Raw genomic sequence first — 19,189 nt, forward strand, 5'->3', positions numbered from 1 at the left:
GTGTAAAAACTTTACAGGCTCTCGTTATGACAACTAATGCACACACACTCAATCGCCAAGAGAGGATATTTATTTGGGGAAGTCGCTGCCTGTTCGCGGGATATCTTCCGGATTTAACCTTACGTCGAAGAGCGGCGGCAACAGTTTGTATAAGCTTGGATGGAGAATTTCAAGTTTCCTTAAATGATACCGATTGGATCAATTTTCGTACTGCATTAATTCCACCCATGATCGATCATTCCATCCGATTCTCGGGACAGTTCTGCGTATTGCTCTTCATGGATTTGAGCGGACCTAATTATGAATTCCTAAGAGCGTCTAATGTAGAAAAGGAAAATGAAGGAATTTTTATATACTTAAGGGAGGAAGAACAGCTCTTCAATAAAATCAATGAGATCCTAGCAACGGATCATGTTTCTGAAGAAGAATTACTAGAGTTGCTAAACCAGATCCCTCCTATCCCAGAGAACGAATCCAGAATGCTAGATCCTCGCATTCAAAAGATCGTAGATTTAATCACTGCGATGCCTCACGAAGATCATTCCGCAAAGGACCTGGCTGAATTTGCCGGTATGTCCATCTCTAATTTAGAGCATCAATTTAAGAAAGAGGTCGGTATTCCTTTTCATTCTTTTCGGACTTGGTTTAGACTTAAATTAACAGTTTACTCTCTTCTGCACGGAATGAGCCATACAGATTCCGCACATAGAGCCGGATTTTTTGACTCCGCACATTTCACACGTACCTTTCGTGCAACATTCGGGCTGCCTCCTTCCGAAATATTCAGAAGTACAAGACATCTGAAATCATTTATAGAAGTACCTGCAAGCTACGTGGAAGCTTAATCGTTTCTGAATATAAAGAAAATCGCAATCTCTTATTCGTAGCTCAGATAAGTCGTCATAGTACCCTTACCTTTCACGTCCACTAATCTGCGAATTTCAATTGGAGATCGATCACTCAATAGTTCGTAAGTAGATTCAGAAATTTGGATCCTACCAGATATACCATGAGATTCCAGTCGACTAGCGGTATTCACAGCATCGCCCCATAGATCATACGCAAATTTCTTCCGTCCGATCACTCCAGCAACGACAGGCCCGGAATGGATCCCGATGCGCATTCTTAAAGGTTTGCCAGATGGATCTTGCAAAGTTTTTACGAACTTTTGCATTTCAATTGCCATTTGCATTGCGCTTTCTGCGTGATCTTCATCCCAAATAGGGATTCCTGCAACCGCCATGTATGCATCTCCGATCGTCTTTATCTTCTCCATTCTATATTTTTCTGCGATCATATCGAACTGAGAAAATACATAGTTTAGAAAATGGACCAAAGTCTCCGGCGATACTTTTTGGGAAATGACAGTGAAGTTCTCTATATCCGCAAATAATATAGAAACCATTTGGTATCCGTCAGCAATCGTAGACGGATTTCGTTTCAATCTCTCTGCTATCGGTTCCGGAAGAATATTCAATAAAAGATTCTCAGCACGGTCATGCTCTTGCTTGTTCTTTGAAATGAAATAATATAAGCTGAAGAAAGTTAAAGTACCAGCTCCAGCAATATTAATAACGAAAAACAATATCTGTAAATTATGCGGAACCTCAGGCACCGGCAATTGGAGATACAGTTCCGCCAATCCGCTCAAAATCAGAACGATGAGAAACAATCCGAACCAGACCAATCCGTGGCGGATCGGAGCGAACGAAAGAGCGCCGAGCGGACAAAGAATCGCCCAAATAATAACGGCTCCTGAATTCTCAAATCCGCCCAAGCTCGCTTGCAAAAGTACAGGAAGCACTAGGATAAAAAGAAACTGAAGAAATCTGAAAGCCAGATACTTTCCGCTGACAAAAACAAAGAAGAGGCTGAGTAGACTCAAAAGAGCATAGCCCCCGGGAATAATAGCCGATTGCGGAAAACCTAATGCAAAATATAAAACGCTCCATAAAAAACCAGCGGCAGTAAATGCTATGGAAAAATTAATGAGCCCGTCTTTGTGAAGTTTCTCTCGTTCTTTTGTCTTCATATCTGTTACCACTTCTATTACCTATTGACTAAGTAAAAAAGATTCACCGCTTGTATAATTCTGCAAGTTCTCTAAAAAATCGAACCTTCTCCATAAAATTTTTCTTAAATTGCAGGATTATACAAGGTGTAAGGACCGGCGCGCTGTATATTGCTGCATATACACGTTACTAAGGCATGACCCAAAAATGAAAGACATTCTTTTTTATCAGCTTTTCGAGGAGCAATCTTCTACTTACACATACTTGATCGCAGATTTGCAAACGAAAGAAGCAGCCATTATCGATCCTGTCTGGGAGACTGCTGAGAGAGATTTAAAACTTATTCGTGAATTAGGACTTCGCTTAATGTATATATTAGAGACGCATATCCATGCGGATCATATAACCGGAGCTTCCGAACTTCGCAAAAACACTATGGCCAAAACCGCCGCCAGCGCTTTATCAGAAGTAGATTGCGCAGACATTCTACTCGAAGATGGCCAGGTCATTTCCCTTGGAGAAAAAGAAATAAAAGCAATTTCTACTCCAGGGCACACAAACGCCTGCATGAGTTTCATCTTCGAAGGGATGGTGTTTACTGGGGATTCTCTTCTGATAAGAGGAACAGGCAGAACGGACTTTCAAGGAGGATCCTCTTCTAAGTTATATGAAAGTATTACTCAAAAGTTATTCTCCCTTCCTGATGAAACACAAGTTTATCCCGCACATGACTATCATGGATTAAGCAATACTACAATAGCATTGGAGAAGAAATTAAACCCGCGAGTCGGCGCAAATCGTTCTGCACAAGATTTCAAGAAGATCATGGATGAACTTCAACTTGCGACTCCCAAAAAAATGCACATAGCACTACCTGCAAACCTCGGCTGCGGTAAATTGGAAATCGTTAAAACAATGAACCCTCAAATAATATTAGGAATTCCTACTGTTTCCAATGAGGACGTATTTCAGAAGATCGGAAGAGTGAAAATCATCGATGTACGCTCTTTCGAAGAATTCTCCGGAGAGTTAGGACATATTAAAACTGCTCAACTCGTAACAATGGGATCAGAGCTAACCAAGTTTCTAGAAAACGGCGACCGTTTCGAAGAGATCGTCTTCATATGCCGAAGTGGAAAGAGGTCCAGCCAAGCAACGGAGGAAAGCATTCGTTTAGGTTATAAATTCACATCTAGCATGGCAGGCGGAATGGTGAATTGGAATGAAAAGTATCTGCCTAAGGAGTAAGAAGAATGGCAACAGAATGGGTGATGGGCATTATCGGCGGAGTAGTAATTGGTATCGCCGTTTCTCTAATGCTTTTATGGAACGGAAGAGTAACCGGTGTCAGTAGCATCGTATACGGTGTTTTGGTTCCGATCAAAGGTGATCTAGCTTGGCGATGGTATTTTATCGTTGGGCTACTCATAGGCGGACTCTCATTGAAAATCACGGCACCGGCTCTATTGGCAGTTGAAGTCCAAACAAATACTTGGATCGGTGCCTTCGCAGGAATGCTTGTTGGCTTCGGCGCAATGTTAGGAGGCGGCTGCACGAGTGGACATGGAGTCTGCGGAGTAAGCAGGTTTTCTCCAAGATCTATAGTCGCTACGATCATATTTATGTCGGCAGGAATGGCAGCGGTGGCCCTACTTCGGAAAACAGGTTTAATGATATGAAGTATAATATCGGCGCCCTGATTGTAGGTTTACTATTCGCTATTGGCCTAGGCTTGTCCGGAATTTTACAACCGGCAAACATAGTAGGATTTCTAGATGTCTTTGGAAAGTGGAATCCCACTCTTCTTTTTACGATGGCTGGAGCCGTAGGTGTTCACTTCATCACTTACAAGCTAATACGTAAAAGAAAGACTCCAATGTTTTCAAAGGATTGGTTTATTCCCACTCGGCAAGAGATCACTCCGGCTCTCATCATAGGGAGTCTGATTTTCGGAATTGGCTGGGGACTAGGCGGCTACTGCCCTACAGTTTCAGTCACTACACTTGCAAGTTTCGAAACAAGACCGATTATCGTTTTCGCCAGTATAATCTTTGGAATGCTACTCTTCGGATTCATGGATAAGAAGACGCATTTAAAAAGCAGACTTGAATAGCCCAAGATGCTAATCTTAGGTTATATTGCATCCTTTGTAATGGGAACCCTGCTCGGTCTTATCGGAGCAGGAGGTTCTATCCTCACGGTTCCCATTCTTTTTTATTTCTTTGGACAGGATGCAACGTTAGCCACAACAAACTCCCTCTTTGTAGTTGGAATAGCTGCCTTAGCGGGAGCGTTGATTAAGATAAGAAGAGGAGATACAAATATAAAAATCGGAATCTTATTCATAATACCTAGCTTTCTAGGCATTTATATTGCAAGGAATCTTCTTCTACCTTCCATTCCCAATACATTGATTTTTCCATTTGGAATTATATTAGCAAAATCTCTATTGATAATGACCATATTCGCGATCGTAATGACCTTTAGTTCTTTCGCAATAATCCGCTCTAATGATCCTAAGGATACAGATTCTTCTAAATCCAATCCGATGTCTTATGACTTTCTAACGATCGGCTTCAAAGGACTTACGGTAGGAATGATCACCGGTCTTGTAGGAGCCGGCGGAGGATTTCTCATCATTCCCGCACTTGTATTATTGCTGAAGTTTTCAATCAAGCAGGCAATAGGAACCTCTCTCGCAATCGTAGCTGCAAATTCACTCTTCGGGTTTGCAATCAGTTTCACACCGGAGCAAACTAAGAGTTGCCCCTTGCTTCTCATCATTAGCAGTTTGGGAATTGGGGGAATGTTTTTAGGACAGACACTTTCGTCCAAGATGAATGAAAGCTATCTAAAAAGAGGTTTTGGCTATTTTACTTTAGCCATTGCATCCTTGATCCTATTCGATCAAGGCTTTCGTCTATTTTAAGAATTTAAAAGAATCAATCGAGAACATGATTCACTGTGAAGTTGTGTATTGTAATTTCGTGATAATCTAAGTAGAAAGATCTACGAATCGCAAGCGGCGATCCGTAGATCAACGAGTATCGATTACGCTTTTTGTCCGTAAACAACTAGAGCACTTGAATCGATCATAACACCATCTTTAGGATATTTCTGATTCACCAACTCAAGCACTTCTTTTTTTATTTTTTCCTTCATCCCCGCATCCGCCTTGCTCAGAGCTGCAACAATAGGAGCGGCCACCTCGGTCATAACATTCCAATATGTTTCTGCTGTGACGCATTTCAATTTTCCATTCACCTCTCTAACGGAGACTTTCTGTAAGCCTGCTTTTAAGAAAAGATCTGAAATGACGCCATCTCCTGCACAGCGGAACATTCCCGGTGAGCCAGGAGGAGGTGCAGGTATCTCCATATTTTTGTTAATAACACCCATGATAGCAGTAATCCAAAAATTCTTATCAGGAACATTCCAAACGGAGGCAGCAATTTTTCCGCCCGGCTTGAGAACACGCACCATTTCATTGATCGCTAATGTCATATCCGGAAAGAACATAAAGCCAAAACGGCAACTAATAGAATCGAATGTTTCGTTGCCAAAAGGCAACTCACTCACATCGCACGCAATCGTATCAATATTATTAATTCCGCGAATAGATGCGTTCTCTTTCGCAATCGCTAGCATGTCCTCTGCAAGGTCCGTGATGATAACGTAGCCGTTATTAATCTGAGATGCGATGGTAAGTCCCGGCTCTCCCGTTCCCGCAGCCACATCTAGAACGATATCTTTACTTTTTAGATCGAGCAATCGAATGATCTCGTTGCCCATCGGCTCTAAAAAGTCCATAAAGAGGTCATCCCACTTCTTCCAGCCGGATGAAAACTTATTCCAAGATTCCCTCTGCTCTTCCCTAATTTGCTCTAATTTTTGAATCATTTTGTCTTCCCCAAATTTAGAAATATTCTAAACAAAGAGATCACGCGGCTTTCATCAGATTGAACCGGATCTCTTATGGGTGATTTGACTTACTGATCGATCAGTAAGTCAAATAAAAATGGAAACGGCAGCATCGAGGACATGAACGCTACAAAAAGAGGAACTCATTATACGAATCTATTATCAATCTCAACGCTATTGGAGAGTAAGTCGGATATTTCTTCGGCAAAATTTGCGATGGAGAATGGAACAACTTTGCCCAACTGCAAAGTACCAAATAGCTGTCCGTAGCCAAAGCTCGTACACATAAAGATCCAGGATATAATTCGCACAGCCTCTGGATCTTCTAAAAATCGACTCACTTGCGTACAAATAGCAGAATGGACCGCTTGCAGTTTTTCGTAAATTACATGCCGATCGGATTCGCCAAAATTAGGAAACTCAGCCAGAAGCCAGCGGTCTTTCTTTACATTGGCTGACTCATGCGCGCAAACTTTTATCGTAATACAGGAAAACAATTCCTTGAGGGATGTTGCATTCGCACATTCTTGAAAAACGAGCTCCGGCTCAGGTAAGAGCGAACGCAGAACACCTTTTAGGATCGCCCCTTTTCCATCTTCGTAATAGTAATATAGCGCAGCAGTCGTACAATTCGCTGCATCCGCAATTTGCTTTATGGAAACTGCATTATAACCGCGGTCTACAAAAAGATCGCCAGCAACAGTCACAATAGTTTCGCGTAGACTTGTTTCTTGCATAGTATCTTAGACCAACCCACGGCTTTAAAAACCGCTACTTAAAAGTTACAAGATTAAATTTTTGCACTATGTCAACTCTATTATTCGTATCTTTACGTTAGCTTCCATTATTCCTAAAAGCATTCCGTAACTTAATTATATTAGAAATAGTGCGATTGATTCATATCTCTGCGTAATTTAAAAGAGTTCCGTTTTACTTCTTGTTAAATCAGATCTGAATTTCAGACAAACCGCTAAATCAGTATAGGGAAAACACGGAAAATAGCAATGCCAAAGTCTCGATTTTCATAATTTATATTCAGGTGAAAAATGCTATTTAGGCATTTAAATAAGGATTTCTGCAACGAAACGGCGATTCTCTGATCCCTACTTGTTTTCGTAAATCGAAACGAATCCATTTCATAAATACAAAAACGTGTTATATAAAACAATGTGTAGGTGAATCAACCGATAGAACGCATCCCTTTATTAGGTGATAGAAAAACAAGCCCGTAAGAATAAAGAATCCCTCAAATCAATCACCCAACGCCTAAAAATAATTGTAGTGCATATTGATCTTTATCGATTTCGAAAAATATTTAGTCAGCTTCCATCAAAGATGTAATCAGAAGCAACAAGAACAAAGCTTCGAATGTCCTTCCCAATGCAATACGAACTAAGCCTTAATAACTGACAAAACTTCACGTAAAGGAATAAGAAATGGCCAATTATATTATAAAAGTATAATTATAAAAATCCTTCAAATTGCAAATTGGCCGTAGCTTTGAATTATAAAGTGAATTCATTTCAAAAAGAATCATTAAACAGGAAAGTAGCTTAAGTCGAATCAGATCAACAATGCTGAATAACAATTCAGAATACTTGAGTAACAATTCGCTTAGCCGAGAAGGATTATAAAACGTACAATCAATCCTTAGATCATATATTTCATACCCGAAAAAGTAGCGTGCATTCCTTTCTAAGGAAGCACTGAAGTTTCCATTTTGTTTATTTCTATCTTTATCTTCAGTAAGATCTAAGTTTGTTTCCATTCGAGGCTTAGCTAATCTCAAGTGCTCCGAATTGGACTTTTAAATTTAGATTGACTTTCTCAAACTTACTGATCGATTAGTAAGTGAGGAAATGAATCATGGATCTGACGAGTAGTGACTTTTATCGTTATTCAACATCTGCAAACCAATGCAAAAGTTCCTTTCTATTTAGCTCATTTAGGTTGGCAGAATATTTAACTGCAATCGCAACAGAAATAATTTTCCCGGTGCCAAATACTAACGAGGTATTCAGTAAGCTCGGGTGATCAGCATGCGCTCCTCATCGTTAGTGGACAGACTTGTTCCTGAGCATTCCTCTCCTAACCTTAAGATGCCCTCTCTATCAAGATTTAATCGATTTGTAAATTTATATTTCTCTAATATAGAAACGAAAATCAGCAAGCATGAGTTTGAGATGTTTCTAATATGCTGACCTTTATTTCAGAATTCCTAAATAGATTTGCCGATTTTTTGCACATGGCGGGGATCGTAATCTGCCTTTTGATCGGATTAGAAAGATTATTCCAAGCCAGAAAGCATATACAAAATCTACAATATGCCGCAGTTTTCATTAGCGTAAGCTCCTTTCAGCTCTTAGCAAAGATCATAGGATTTGAAGCAAGGACAGGCAGTCACAATGCAATAGCAGAAACGGCTTATATTAACGCATACTTTGGGATCTTAATATTCTCCTGCTTAATGTTAAGAATGCTGATCCGCAGATCGATCGGGTACCAAAATCATCCAAAGGCAATTCTAATAAATTTATCCCAATCATTAGCGATCATGCTATTGTTAAATCTTACCATAAGAGAAAATTTACAAATCATTCTCTATTGTGATCAGATCTGCTTACTCATTTCTACTTTTACTTTTATAGAAACTGTAGTAATTTACTTTAAGGACGGACTCTCTCGAGTTTATATAAATGCCTGCGCCATTGCCCTATTAGCCAGTATATGTAACCTTCTCGATTTAGTGGGCGTAATGTATTCCGATCCCATTCTATTGAAAATTGCTGATTCCATACCAAGCCTTCTCATCATATATTTCTACTTTCTTGCAGTAAACTTTCCAGAAGCAATCGAAGAGGAATTTATCGGAGCTCGAATTTCCAGAATATACGGCTACGAAGGACCAAGAGAGATCATCCAAGATTATTCCGACGAGCTGCAGGCATCCTCCTCGGAGAGAGATGATCTAAATATCTTATACGGAATCGATCTAATTCAGGTGGAGAATAAGATCCAGAGATTCATAGATGAAAAAGTATTTTTGCAAGAAGAGTTGAGGCTACAGGATTTTTCGGCCTATGTTGGAGTCACTCTACATCAGATTTCTTATTACTTAAATAAATATAAGAAGATAAGCTATACCGACTTTATCAACAAGCTGCGGATCCAAGAAGCTTACCAAAAAATTCTCCAGAACGCTAATAAAAACCTGATCGAGATCGGCCTCGAATGTGGGTTCAACTCGGATTCATCCTTTCGTCGAGCTTGCATTCGATTCACAGGACTTTCTCCCAAGAAACTGAAGAAGGAAATTTGGAAACACGGGACCCCGATCGAAAACAAAGCAAAGAGTATTACAGAAGAAAACAAAACGGAAAAGTTAGAAAGTAACTCACAATGAAAATACGATCCATTCTAATTTTCTTATGCACCTTATTTTTCGTATTCGTTACGAATCTAGAGGCTAAAACAGTCTTTCTACGCGATGGCAAAGTTTTGGAGGGAGAAATAATTACCCAGACAGCGACTTACATCGACTTAGAGTTACCGAATAGTGAAGTATTGCGGATCCAGAAAAAATCGATTCTCAAAATCTCATTCGGCAAATCGGATCCGCCGAAACCTAAAGTCATAGTCGGACAAAAGGAAGAAATTCCAAAAGAGCAAGATCCCATTATCCCAGCTACAACGGAAAATAACCCTCCGCCAAACACCGGTCCCAAACTACCTACACGAGTAGTTAGAGATCCACTAGAAAGGCATTTTTTAGAATTCTATGTAGGAGAAGGAAGTGGCAATCTTTCCTCCCATACAGTGGGTTTCTTTTATAAGGTCCAAAGTTTAAAAAATACTATAGCGACAGACATTCCTTTTGTTCTTACAACCGGGCCGAATCACACATCGAAAGGTTCTACTTCGGGCGGTGCAGCCTACAAATATAAAAGATTCAATATGGAAGCTGGAGGATTTTCAATCCGTACGAGCTCAAGCTCTCAAAACGTCGGTGGAGGAACGGCCAACCCTCCTGTTGTTACAGGAAGTTATCCAGAAGAACTGAGAGGGGCTTCTGCAAAAGTATCGTATTCATTTATTGCTAAACCGAATTACGAATTCTATCCAACACTCGGATACCTGCAAATTTGGAATAAAACCAGAGATGATAATTCAGCACTGGTTCAAGTCGGAAATTTAGCAGGAAAGTCAACGTTTCATGCGTTAGAAAACCTGAAGGGAATGACGATCGGGCTTGGTTTCGCGTATCATTTCGGATCGAAATGGGAAATCAAAACGGAAGTCGAATCCATCTCTTTGAAAGGAAGTCAATCGATACGCCAAGATTTAATTTTTTCTCCGGTCACTCCTCCCTATATGTTAACGGACCTTCCCTCGACAGATAGCATCAAATGGAAAGCGAAAGGATACAACGCGTCTTTCAAAGTAACCTATTTCTGGAAAATGGGATTGGGATTTTGGATTGGAATCGAAACTTACAGATGGAAATACGAATTTCAGAAAGGAGATTTTGTAACTTATCAGGTAGCGACTCCCCCTAGTCCTCAACAAGCATTGATGGATAGTATTTCTCAAAATATTTACGCGAGCCATACAGCATCCAATACAAAAGCGACCTCCATTCAAATCGGACTATCCAAAGCGATCAACTTCGGACCAGAAGAAATCTTTTAATATAAAAGCGTAATAAAAGACAGTTCAATAAACTCATAATTTCGACAAAATTATCACCAAAATATTATACGATAAACTCCATTTACTCCAACTTATTATTTGAACGATTTATTTTATGATCTGAAGGGCATTTACATCTTAGCACTGCTATAACGAGTCTACCAAGAATTACTTTGCTATTGGAATTCAATATTGGAGAAAGGGAATGAAATTAAATATTTCAGATTTAAGTTTAAAAAGATCTGTTTGGATCACAGGATTCGTTTTCCTGTCGTTAGCCGGCTGTTCCGCCGGTGTTGCGCGTGACCGATTTGCCTCAGAATACCGTTGCCCGGCAGAAAAAACTACCGTAAGAGAATTAGGTGGCGGCGCTTTCGAAGTAGAAGGCTGCGGAAAAAAACAGGTCTTTGCATGCATAGAAGCACAGTGGAACACTATTTGCAGAAAAGATTAAAATTCAAAAATATATTTTAGAATTGGGACGATTCTTGAGGATTTCATTTCTCAGAGTCGTTTCCTTTTTGCAAATAAATCTATTTATATAATTTTAATATATCTGCGATTATTACATTTCGCAGAATCAATTCGCCGTAAACTTACACATACAAAACATTTTCTCAAAACCGATCTCTCCTCTTTTCTTCTAGGAAAATAACATTAGAACAATGTAAATAACTAGAAGGATTTTTTTTATCTTTCGAATTGAATACTAACGTATTACAATAAAAATTAACTGTAAGATTATATCCCATTTGATCAATATTGGGATCGAAGGATGCGATTATAAATTGATTTGAATATCGATAATTGAGGATTCTTTGTCGATTTTATCTCTAAAAAAGAATACGTATGTCTCTAGTTATTCCAATTTATAATTTGAACATTTTTTTTTATGATCTGAAGAGCCCATGCATTTAAACGCTGCTATAACTTGCAACGAAAGTTAAACAAGATTCGAAGCGTTAATTCCTTAAAATGTATCATTAAATCATTTCCAAGGGCTCACAATTCTTCACTTCGATAAATAATGGCAAAATGCAAGATACTCGTCCGAACGAGAATCAATCTGAACATTTTTCTTACTTATTTCACTTAGAAACCGCAGGGACAAGGAGTTAGATTTAGTACTATGAATTACTTTCAGGCTACAGATTCAAATTCCGAAAGCGAAGTATTCTTGCCGATGCTTCGCTATGTGGCAGATAATTCCACTGAAATCATTTTTATAGTCGCTGACAACGATACGATTATATACGCAAACGAGAATTTCAGTAGACTTATCGATACTCCTCGCATCGATCCACAGGCTGAACATAAATTTTGGACACAGTATTTCTCGACGGAAGCTGTCAGATCCATTAAATATTCCCTGCTATCCGAGGATGGTGACTGCAATAATCAAATCAAATATGAATTCTATCCGAAAGAAGATATTTCGATTCAAATAGACTTTCGAATTAGTAAATTGGAGAAAGGGTACACCATATTTATTGGAAGGACTTCATCCAATGGTTATTCCCAAATTCCAAACGATCCTATTGAAGGTAATTCTGTTTATTCCGATCTGATAGAACGAACAAATGATATCTTCTACGAGCTTTCTACTGATGGAAGAATTCGGTATCTAAATCCAGCCTTCCAAAAAGTAACCGGTTGGGAGGTCGAGGAGTGGATTGGAAAAAAATTCTACTCCTTAATCCATCCTAAAGATCAATCCTTGCTGTTCAGCCGATTTAAAGAGGCGGTTCGATACGGCTCCAGTTCGACCGAGCAAACGATACAGCTCAAAACGAAGAATGGAGGTTATTTAGACTTCGATTTTCAAATTTTCCTGATCACTACAGAGGACGGCCGTTCCAAAGTATCAGGGATTGGACGAGATGTAACGACTACAGTACTGAAGTTAAGAAAATACAAGTTCCATGCATTGCATGACGATCTTTGCAAAATCCCAAATAGAAAATACTTTAAGAATAGATTAGAAGATGCCTTTCATGATTGCCCTAGCCACAAACCATCATGCTTGGCAGTTATATTCATAGATATTGATAGATTTAAGTATATCAATGATACCTTAGGACATCTAATCGGGAACGAAGTTATATCTTCTATCGGCAAGAGGCTGAAACAGATATTCCTAGATAGCTCGAATATTTTCTTCGGTAGATTAGGCGGAGATGAATTCGCTCTCTTGATCACGGATTTTCAGTCTATCGAGTCAGTGACATCTCTCGTGGAAGATATGAGGGCTAAACTACAAGAGCCGATTCTCTTATCCGATGGATACAAAGTCAATATTACGATCAGTATCGGAATTGCGATTAAGACTGAATTGTATCAGAATTCGAATGAATTGCTGAGAGATGCAGATATCGCACTTTATAACGTGAAGGCAAGAGGAGGAAATGGATTCGATATTTTTGTTCCTCAAATGTACGTGAATATGAAGTCGGCATTCAACTTAGAAACCGATTTGAGAAATGCTATCTATAATGAAAGTTTAACGCTAAATTTTCAACCTATCTACTCTTGGAAACACAAACAGATCATCTGCTTCGAATCCTTAATACGTTGGAATCATCCGAAGTATGGAATGGTTTCCCCTGCGGAATTCATTGCCATCGCAGAAAAATCGGGACTCATCCTAGATATCGGTGATTTGGCATTTAAGCTGGCCTGCCAACAATTGCAACGAATGCAGGATCGAGGAATAATGATCCCGATCAGCATCAATGTTTCACCCATTCAATTCTTTCGCCAAGATCTTGCCGGGCTAGTTAGAAAATACTGCCGAGAGTACGGTGTTTCTTCTAAATTGATTCGTATCGAAATAACAGAAGGTTTGGATTTCCACAGTCTTCCCAAAAGCATAAAAATAATGCAGGAGCTGCAGGAACTCGGAATTCAAATCTACATGGATGATTTTGGAACCGGATATAGTTCCTTGAATTATCTATTAAACTTTCCGATCGACGCTTTAAAAATCGATCAGTCTTTCATTTCACAATACGGAGTCGATCTCAAAGCTACAACCATAGTAAAGACAATCATCCAACTTGGAAAATGCCTGAATATTCCCGTCATTGCTGAAGGACTCGAGTCCAAAAAAGCTTATAGAGCTTTAAGGGCAATCAATTGCGAATTTATGCAAGGATATCTGTTAGGAAAGCCCCTTCCCGGCTCTGAAATTTTAAAGATTAAACCGAATCGGTTAAAAATTTGAATTCTAGGCGAGCAAACATTGGAGCAAAGAAAATATGAGCGCAAGTAATTATAAACGAATTATAATCGGAGGACTTTTATCCGTCCTTCCTTTGGTCTATTTCTTTCCTTTCGATCCTTCCCCCATGATCGAAATAGATCGAAAACTTCCAAGATACGAAATGCTCGACGAAGAAGGAAAGAAAGCATATATCCAAGATTTTTTGAACGGAAAACAAACTCTGATATATTTCGGATACTTGAATTGCAAAACATTTTGCTTGGGAAGCATTGCGAAATTAAAAGAAATCTTGGAGATAAAAAGAAATTTCCAACTGATCTTCATTAGCCTCGATCCAGAAAACGACAAGCCATCTCGTTTAAAAACTCTCTTCGAAAAATCCGAATCAAGAGCAATTCTATTACGCGGCAGTAGCCAAACCTATTCCTTGGTAGTTGCGTTAGATTTAGGAATGAAGCTATCCAAGAATATTGACTCCGAAGAGATAGAACATCAAGATTCCTTAATTTGGGTCAGCCCGGACAATAGTATCAAAGGAATATTTCCGGAATTCCAAAACTCTTATAATAAGAATCCGAAAAAATTTATCGAATTTTTAAACAAGATGGATGAAGGCGATGAACAATGATTTTGAAAAATTCAGCCACTGAAGATTCTTCCGATAGGCTTCTAAAGATTTCTCAATATAGCAAACTGATAGAAAACAAAAAGAAAGCCCTTAATCAAGAAGCTCCCGAAAGTCCGCCGAAACAAATTCAAGTAAACGTATCCGCCATCGAAAAATTCGGCGAAGAGATTCGACGTGTGGATCTTTTCATGTATTTGCTATTGATCGCGCATATTCCTTTTGCTTTTCTATTTTCTTTAGAATTCGGAACCTGGAAATTCGTTGGCTATCGCCGGATCTGCGAGCGCAGGGTTTCTATTTTTCCGCAACAGCTATTTCCTACGTTTTCTAAATTCCATATTGCTGATGATTTGGTCGGGAGTGCTGATCCAAGCTCAATTCGGGCGGATTGAAATGCATTTCCATGTATTTGTTGCTCTGGCTTTTTTGCTCTACTACAGAGATTGGAAAGTACTACTTCCTGCAGCATTATATATAGCAATTCACCACGGATTTCTTTCTTTATGTCAAAGCTTGGATGTAAATATTTCGAATACTCCCGTTGTAGTTTTCAACTACGGAAACGGCTGGGGCATCGTTCTCATGCATGCCGCATTCGTTATTTTTGAAACGGCTATTCTGATCCATTATGCAGTAAGATTCAAAAAAGAATTCTTCAATCAGGCAGAAAACCTGAATGTATTACAAGCATTACGCTATGATAATATTTCTATCCAAGAAGATGTAAAAGTAAAGTCTCAATCCGTAAATCTGATTTTAGAAGCCCTGGTAGAGAGCTCGAAGTCGGTCGCGGAAAGAACTGGCGACCAAGCAAACAATCTCCAAGAAATTAATATGAGCATGAATCATATTGCGAGTGAAATTATAGGAGTATCTGAAGCTTCGAAACAGCAACTCCAGGCAACTTCTGATTTGGATGATTCGTTTCAAAATCTAGAGAAAGGGTTTAAAGAAATGGAAATGGGCCTTATTTCTACGAAAGATTTGTTTGATACCGCTTGGAGACACGCGCAAGAATCGGAAGAAAGTCTTAGGTCCATTGAACAATCTATTATAAAAATTGAAACAAGCTCTTCCGGAATGTCTCTTAAACTCGGAACCATCAATGATATTGCTGATAGAGTGAATCTTCTCGCGTTAAACGCATCTATCGAGGCCGCAAGAGCGGGAGAGCATGGACGAGGTTTCGCAGTAGTAGCTCGAGAGATTTCCAAACTTGCTGACCTTACTGGAAAAACGATCAACGAAATTTCTCAATTAATACGGGAAGGGAATGTGGAGATGACTAAAAATACGGAAGTCGTTCAGTCCGGAACAAAAACTCTTTCCTTGATCCTTTCCGATGTGGATTCTATGAAAGGCATTTTGGGTTCCTACTTTTCCATCTTAGAAGGACAAAAGAATACGAGAATAGCCGTTGCAGCAGCCTTAGACAAAGTCGGCTCGATCGCTCAAAATGTACACCAAGCTGCCGAAGCCGAGAAAAAGAGCTTAGAAGACATTCGAAACTTCTTGGACCAAATCCAAACCTCAAACTTGTTCATCGCCACTCAAGCAGTAGATACTGCGAAACAAGTAAGAGATTGCGAAAAACTAAGCAGCACTCTGCAGAATAAAACAGAAGAGTTTAAGATTTAAAAGAAGAAGATTCATGCAGTCATAACGGAGCAATATTGCAATGCTAAGAACGCTAAAATTGCTTATAGCCATAATAGGATTTGGTATTTAGAATATTGGTTTAACACAAATACTTACGGATCGAGCATCAATGCATTCAAATATTATTTAAGTTCAAATGAAAACTGGAAATACGGAGGTTTTGGAGGATGGCGTCATTTGGATCTAATCTTACTCGCAGGGGTTTTCGGAGCTATTTTAAATTTTCGCTCCGAAAGACCACGACCTCGATGATTCATTCTATCGAATTTCCTGAAACTACAGTCGCGAGAAAACTTATGAAAATTTCTTCTAACTTAAAATGCATTTTTACTCGTTCGCCTTTCATTCTTTTGCTGATTTTCTCTTTCACCTTTTGCAAAAGAGAAGAGTCAGTATCGAACGAAAATTTGGCGAAAGAGCCTGCAAACAGCGAATATGAAGAAGACATGGATTCGAAAAAGTGCAACGGGAAATTAATTAAAAGAAAAAATTATACGAATTGCGTACAACCAGAACGAGTTATTCTCACTCGTATTTCTAAAAATAATCAAACCGTAAAAGTCTATCTGCGAAAAGGAAAGCTACAGGGGTACGTCGGAAAAAGAGAAGATCGAGTCGTTCTAAAATATGGAAAAAAAAAGATTTTTTCAAGGTCGTCTTTGAATATTAATGATATCCATAGCATTAGCCTTCGCTACGAAACAATAAAATATTTCCAAATCGGCGAATACGATGTATTCATCATTATTATGGATACGCAAGGGGCCCATTGTTGTTCAGTTGTGGATGTAGTTTCTTTCGGTCCGAAAGGAAAAACTTATATTTCCGAAATTCCAACGCCGGATGAAATTAGTTTCGAAGATATTGATAAAGACGGAACAGTTGATGCAATCACTGGAAATTACTTGGATTATTTCCACGAAAGCCATACGGATTCTCCCGAAGCGGATATTTACTTCCGATTCAAGAATGGAAAATTTATACAGGATAAAAAGGCTTTCTATAAAATTTACGAGCGTTATGCAACATCACCTATTGAAAAGACTCGAGAAAAGGATGATTTGGGAAATCAAAGAAATGCAAGTCTTATTGCTTCCGCAGCATTCTATTATGTGTATCTAAAGCAAGACAAACTTGCCTTAAAACTATATTTAGAAAACGGATATGAAAAAGAAGAGGCCAAATCTCTGATCCGGGAACTTCATGAGCGATTGCCTTAATCGCCGAATCTCCTCGAACTAAAGCGCACAACAAAGCCTATGCTGTCTACCGTATTGAAAGTACGGTAGACCCCTCCTCTAAATTTCGACAGACTATTCATCGTCAAGGTGGGGTAAATCGAGTTTGGAGTCCGTATAAGGATAGCTTCTAGGGAGCTATCACCAAAGGCAGTAACAGCCCTGAACAAACGTAAATTTTTAAGGAACAAACAACGACAAATTCATTTGGCTTCGCAATCAAACGATAGGATTTATATTCGTTAATGCTTAGCTTCAAAACTTATAAACAATCCGTTTCTACTGTACTCGGATAAAGTTGATTGTTTGCTGTAAATTTCCTGAGCAAATCATTTCCTAAAAATTGTTGGAACGGATATACAGGAAGAAATAAAAGAGCTAAAGGATTTATGAACCACAAAAAAAAGAATATAATCAGCTGGGCAATTATCTTAACACTTTCTTTAGGAAGTATCGCCGGAGGGAGTTATCTCGCCTATCGTCAGTCGGTCGGAACTCCCGGAACAGCAAAAGTCACGAGTTGTAAAAAAATCAGAAGGGCGGAAACCTGCAACGGATTCTGGACTTTCCAAGGAAAGATCCAAATGGGTGAGGTGGAAAATACCAATTCTGATGACATCGGAAATAACGTGGATGTTCGGATTACAGAAGGCTATGCAATCAGACCTTCCTTGAGATTACCGATAGTTCTCTATTCCATAGGAATCGTTGTCCTTTTACTAGGCTGGCGTTGGTGGAAAACCGAGGCAATTAGATAGCAAATTCAAAATTTATAATATTGAGTAATAACAATATTAAAGCTAAACGGAAAGTGAAAGTGGTTTTTTTAGATGGCTCTTTCAATCCGAGAGCGCGAAAGAAGGGAGCGGTTCGGATTGAAAGGAAGAAATATCGTCTAACGCATTATTTCGAATAAGCGACCGAGCATTCCATCTTGTGTCTGGACTGTCTTTTGGTTTGCCTCGTAAGAACGGTTGACTTCGATCATTTCTACCATTTCAGTTACTACGCTTACATTAGAAGCTTCTAAATAACCTTGCAGAAGATTCGGCTCTTCGTCTCCGAGAAGAGGACGAAACTCTCCCGACTCTGGAGTCTCATTATAAAAGGAATCCCCTTCCTTATCCAAATGCCTTGGCTGATCCACAGTGCGGAGTTTGATCTTATCTAAAAGGACAGGCGTCTCGAATCGGTTCTTATCCGTTCCAGTGGAATTTCTTGGATCATTTCCTATTTCTCCGTTGATCCAAACTTCTCCGTTCTCTCGAACTAGAAAATTCCCGCGAGCTACTTTGATGGGTCCGTTCTCTCCCATAAGTGGAAAGCCTTGCGGGCTCACTAAATACCCGTTCGTGTCTAATACGAAAGCTCCGGACCTTGAGAGCCTTTCTCCTCTATTTGTCAGAACGCTAAAAAATGCTGGATGCTCCGAGCCTGGACGATCTTGCAGCATTAGATCAAATGGATTGTCGGTCTTCTTCACGGCTCCTTGCTCGAATCTGGTATAGATCTCATTGACCTCACCGCCTAATCCTAGTTTGCCGACGACTGGTGCCGTATCGAAGGAACCCATTGGCACCTTCCCCACTCCATCTTCATTATATCTATGTAATAACATTTCGGGGAAGGTCTTGAAGATAGTCGTGTCTCTCTTGAACGCAGTCTTATCCACGTTTGCGAGATTGTTAGAGATCACATCCATTCTAGTCTGCTGGATGATCATCCCATTGGATCCAGTGTACAATCCTCTTAGCATAGCCTTCTCCTATGTATCTAGGATCGGACTATTTTAAAATTCGCCTTACGATTTTGAGGACAT

At 39.4% G+C, this 19,189-nt stretch carries 17 protein-coding genes; 13 read left to right on the forward strand and 4 right to left on the reverse strand.

Annotated elements, in window-relative coordinates; translation table 11 throughout:
* Window positions 1-26: 26 nt before the first annotated feature.
* Entirely contained in the window at window positions 27-845 is an 819-nt protein-coding gene (locus EHO59_RS17010; RefSeq protein WP_246053016.1) for a helix-turn-helix transcriptional regulator, read from the forward strand.
* A 32-nt stretch (window positions 846-877) separates the two neighbouring features.
* Here EHO59_RS17010 and EHO59_RS17015 read toward each other — a convergent pair whose 3' ends face one another.
* A complete protein-coding gene (locus EHO59_RS17015; protein ID WP_135589638.1) occupies window positions 878-2,032 on the reverse strand; it encodes an adenylate/guanylate cyclase domain-containing protein in 1,155 nt (384 codons plus the stop codon).
* 187 nt (window positions 2,033-2,219) lie between these two features.
* On the opposite strand from EHO59_RS17015, the gene EHO59_RS17020 reads away from it, so the two are divergent.
* Genes EHO59_RS17020 through EHO59_RS17035 form a run of 4 tightly spaced genes read left to right on the forward strand, consistent with a single transcriptional unit; the run spans window position 2,220 to window position 4,941 of the window.
* Window positions 2,220-3,260 carry an MBL fold metallo-hydrolase gene (locus EHO59_RS17020; protein ID WP_135589639.1) on the forward strand — a complete coding sequence of 347 codons (1,041 nt, stop codon included), beginning with the start codon at window positions 2,220-2,222 and terminating at the stop codon, window positions 3,258-3,260.
* A gap of 5 nt (window positions 3,261-3,265) precedes the next feature.
* Window positions 3,266-3,691, forward strand: a complete 426-nt coding sequence (locus tag EHO59_RS17025; RefSeq protein ID WP_135589640.1) for a YeeE/YedE family protein — start codon at window positions 3,266-3,268, stop codon at window positions 3,689-3,691.
* Window positions 3,688-4,125 (forward strand): DUF6691 family protein, encoded by a 438-nt coding sequence (locus tag EHO59_RS17030; RefSeq protein WP_135589641.1) that lies wholly within the window; start codon window positions 3,688-3,690, stop codon window positions 4,123-4,125. The genes EHO59_RS17025 and EHO59_RS17030 overlap by 4 nt, the downstream gene beginning before the upstream one ends.
* 6 nt (window positions 4,126-4,131) lie before the next feature.
* Entirely contained in the window at window positions 4,132-4,941 is an 810-nt protein-coding gene (locus tag EHO59_RS17035; RefSeq protein ID WP_135589642.1) for a sulfite exporter TauE/SafE family protein, read from the forward strand.
* A gap of 122 nt (window positions 4,942-5,063) precedes the next feature.
* Here EHO59_RS17035 and EHO59_RS17040 read toward each other — a convergent pair whose 3' ends face one another.
* Window positions 5,064-5,912 carry a class I SAM-dependent methyltransferase gene (locus EHO59_RS17040; RefSeq protein WP_135589643.1) on the reverse strand — a complete coding sequence of 283 codons (849 nt, stop codon included), beginning with the start codon at window positions 5,910-5,912 and terminating at the stop codon, window positions 5,064-5,066.
* 167 nt (window positions 5,913-6,079) lie between these two features.
* On the reverse strand, window positions 6,080-6,670 hold the full coding sequence (locus EHO59_RS17045; protein ID WP_135589644.1) for a TetR/AcrR family transcriptional regulator: 591 nt from the start codon (window positions 6,668-6,670) through the stop codon (window positions 6,080-6,082).
* Window positions 6,671-8,127: 1,457 nt separating this feature from the next.
* Between EHO59_RS17045 and EHO59_RS17050 the strand changes: the two genes are divergently transcribed.
* From EHO59_RS17050 to EHO59_RS17085, 8 genes are all read left to right on the forward strand, one after another.
* Window positions 8,128-9,336: a helix-turn-helix domain-containing protein gene (locus EHO59_RS17050; protein ID WP_135589645.1), complete on the forward strand. Its 1,209-nt coding sequence runs from the start codon at window positions 8,128-8,130 to the stop codon at window positions 9,334-9,336.
* A complete protein-coding gene (locus EHO59_RS17055; protein ID WP_135589646.1) occupies window positions 9,333-10,622 on the forward strand; it encodes an LA_0442/LA_0875 N-terminal domain-containing protein in 1,290 nt (429 codons plus the stop codon). Before EHO59_RS17050 ends, EHO59_RS17055 begins: the two co-directional genes overlap by 4 nt.
* A 205-nt stretch (window positions 10,623-10,827) precedes the next feature.
* Complete coding sequence (locus EHO59_RS17060) at window positions 10,828-11,076, forward strand: hypothetical protein (RefSeq protein WP_135589647.1); 249 nt, start codon at window positions 10,828-10,830, stop codon at window positions 11,074-11,076.
* A gap of 675 nt (window positions 11,077-11,751) precedes the next feature.
* Window positions 11,752-13,845, forward strand: a complete 2,094-nt coding sequence (locus EHO59_RS17065; protein ID WP_135589648.1) for a bifunctional diguanylate cyclase/phosphodiesterase — start codon at window positions 11,752-11,754, stop codon at window positions 13,843-13,845.
* Between the two features lie 34 nt (window positions 13,846-13,879).
* Window positions 13,880-14,473 carry an SCO family protein gene (locus EHO59_RS17070; protein WP_135589649.1) on the forward strand — a complete coding sequence of 198 codons (594 nt, stop codon included), beginning with the start codon at window positions 13,880-13,882 and terminating at the stop codon, window positions 14,471-14,473.
* A gap of 393 nt (window positions 14,474-14,866) precedes the next feature.
* Window positions 14,867-16,111 (forward strand): methyl-accepting chemotaxis protein, encoded by a 1,245-nt coding sequence (locus tag EHO59_RS17075; protein WP_246053018.1) that lies wholly within the window; start codon window positions 14,867-14,869, stop codon window positions 16,109-16,111.
* Between the two features lie 680 nt (window positions 16,112-16,791).
* Window positions 16,792-17,352 (forward strand): hypothetical protein, encoded by a 561-nt coding sequence (locus tag EHO59_RS17080; protein ID WP_135589650.1) that lies wholly within the window; start codon window positions 16,792-16,794, stop codon window positions 17,350-17,352.
* Between the two features lie 407 nt (window positions 17,353-17,759).
* The gene (locus tag EHO59_RS17085) at window positions 17,760-18,128 is read left to right on the forward strand and encodes a hypothetical protein (RefSeq protein ID WP_135589651.1); all 369 of its coding nucleotides are present in this window, start codon (window positions 17,760-17,762) and stop codon (window positions 18,126-18,128) included.
* A gap of 137 nt (window positions 18,129-18,265) precedes the next feature.
* On the opposite strand, the gene EHO59_RS17090 is transcribed toward EHO59_RS17085, so the two are convergent.
* Window positions 18,266-19,126 carry a flagellar hook-basal body protein gene (locus EHO59_RS17090; RefSeq protein WP_135589652.1) on the reverse strand — a complete coding sequence of 287 codons (861 nt, stop codon included), beginning with the start codon at window positions 19,124-19,126 and terminating at the stop codon, window positions 18,266-18,268.
* Between the last annotated feature and the right edge of the window lie 63 nt (window positions 19,127-19,189).

The sequence above is a fragment of the Leptospira semungkisensis genome, from assembly GCF_004770055.1.
In the GTDB taxonomy this organism is placed as follows: domain Bacteria; phylum Spirochaetota; class Leptospiria; order Leptospirales; family Leptospiraceae; genus Leptospira_B; species Leptospira_B semungkisensis.

Coding starts and splice junctions, on each gene's coding strand:
- EHO59_RS17010 (WP_246053016.1), top strand. CDS start 27: ATGACAACTAATGCACACACACTCAATCGCCAAGAGAGGATATTTATT.
- EHO59_RS17015 (WP_135589638.1), bottom strand. CDS start 2,032: ATGAAGACAAAAGAACGAGAGAAACTTCACAAAGACGGGCTCATTAAT.
- EHO59_RS17020 (WP_135589639.1), top strand. CDS start 2,220: ATGAAAGACATTCTTTTTTATCAGCTTTTCGAGGAGCAATCTTCTACT.
- EHO59_RS17025 (WP_135589640.1), top strand. CDS start 3,266: ATGGCAACAGAATGGGTGATGGGCATTATCGGCGGAGTAGTAATTGGT.
- EHO59_RS17030 (WP_135589641.1), top strand. CDS start 3,688: ATGAAGTATAATATCGGCGCCCTGATTGTAGGTTTACTATTCGCTATT.
- EHO59_RS17035 (WP_135589642.1), top strand. CDS start 4,132: ATGCTAATCTTAGGTTATATTGCATCCTTTGTAATGGGAACCCTGCTC.
- EHO59_RS17040 (WP_135589643.1), bottom strand. CDS start 5,912: ATGATTCAAAAATTAGAGCAAATTAGGGAAGAGCAGAGGGAATCTTGG.
- EHO59_RS17045 (WP_135589644.1), bottom strand. CDS start 6,670: ATGCAAGAAACAAGTCTACGCGAAACTATTGTGACTGTTGCTGGCGAT.
- EHO59_RS17050 (WP_135589645.1), top strand. CDS start 8,128: ATGCTGACCTTTATTTCAGAATTCCTAAATAGATTTGCCGATTTTTTG.
- EHO59_RS17055 (WP_135589646.1), top strand. CDS start 9,333: ATGAAAATACGATCCATTCTAATTTTCTTATGCACCTTATTTTTCGTA.
- EHO59_RS17060 (WP_135589647.1), top strand. CDS start 10,828: ATGAAATTAAATATTTCAGATTTAAGTTTAAAAAGATCTGTTTGGATC.
- EHO59_RS17065 (WP_135589648.1), top strand. CDS start 11,752: ATGAATTACTTTCAGGCTACAGATTCAAATTCCGAAAGCGAAGTATTC.
- EHO59_RS17070 (WP_135589649.1), top strand. CDS start 13,880: ATGAGCGCAAGTAATTATAAACGAATTATAATCGGAGGACTTTTATCC.
- EHO59_RS17075 (WP_246053018.1), top strand. CDS start 14,867: ATGCATTTCCATGTATTTGTTGCTCTGGCTTTTTTGCTCTACTACAGA.
- EHO59_RS17085 (WP_135589651.1), top strand. CDS start 17,760: ATGAACCACAAAAAAAAGAATATAATCAGCTGGGCAATTATCTTAACA.
- EHO59_RS17090 (WP_135589652.1), bottom strand. CDS start 19,126: ATGCTAAGAGGATTGTACACTGGATCCAATGGGATGATCATCCAGCAG.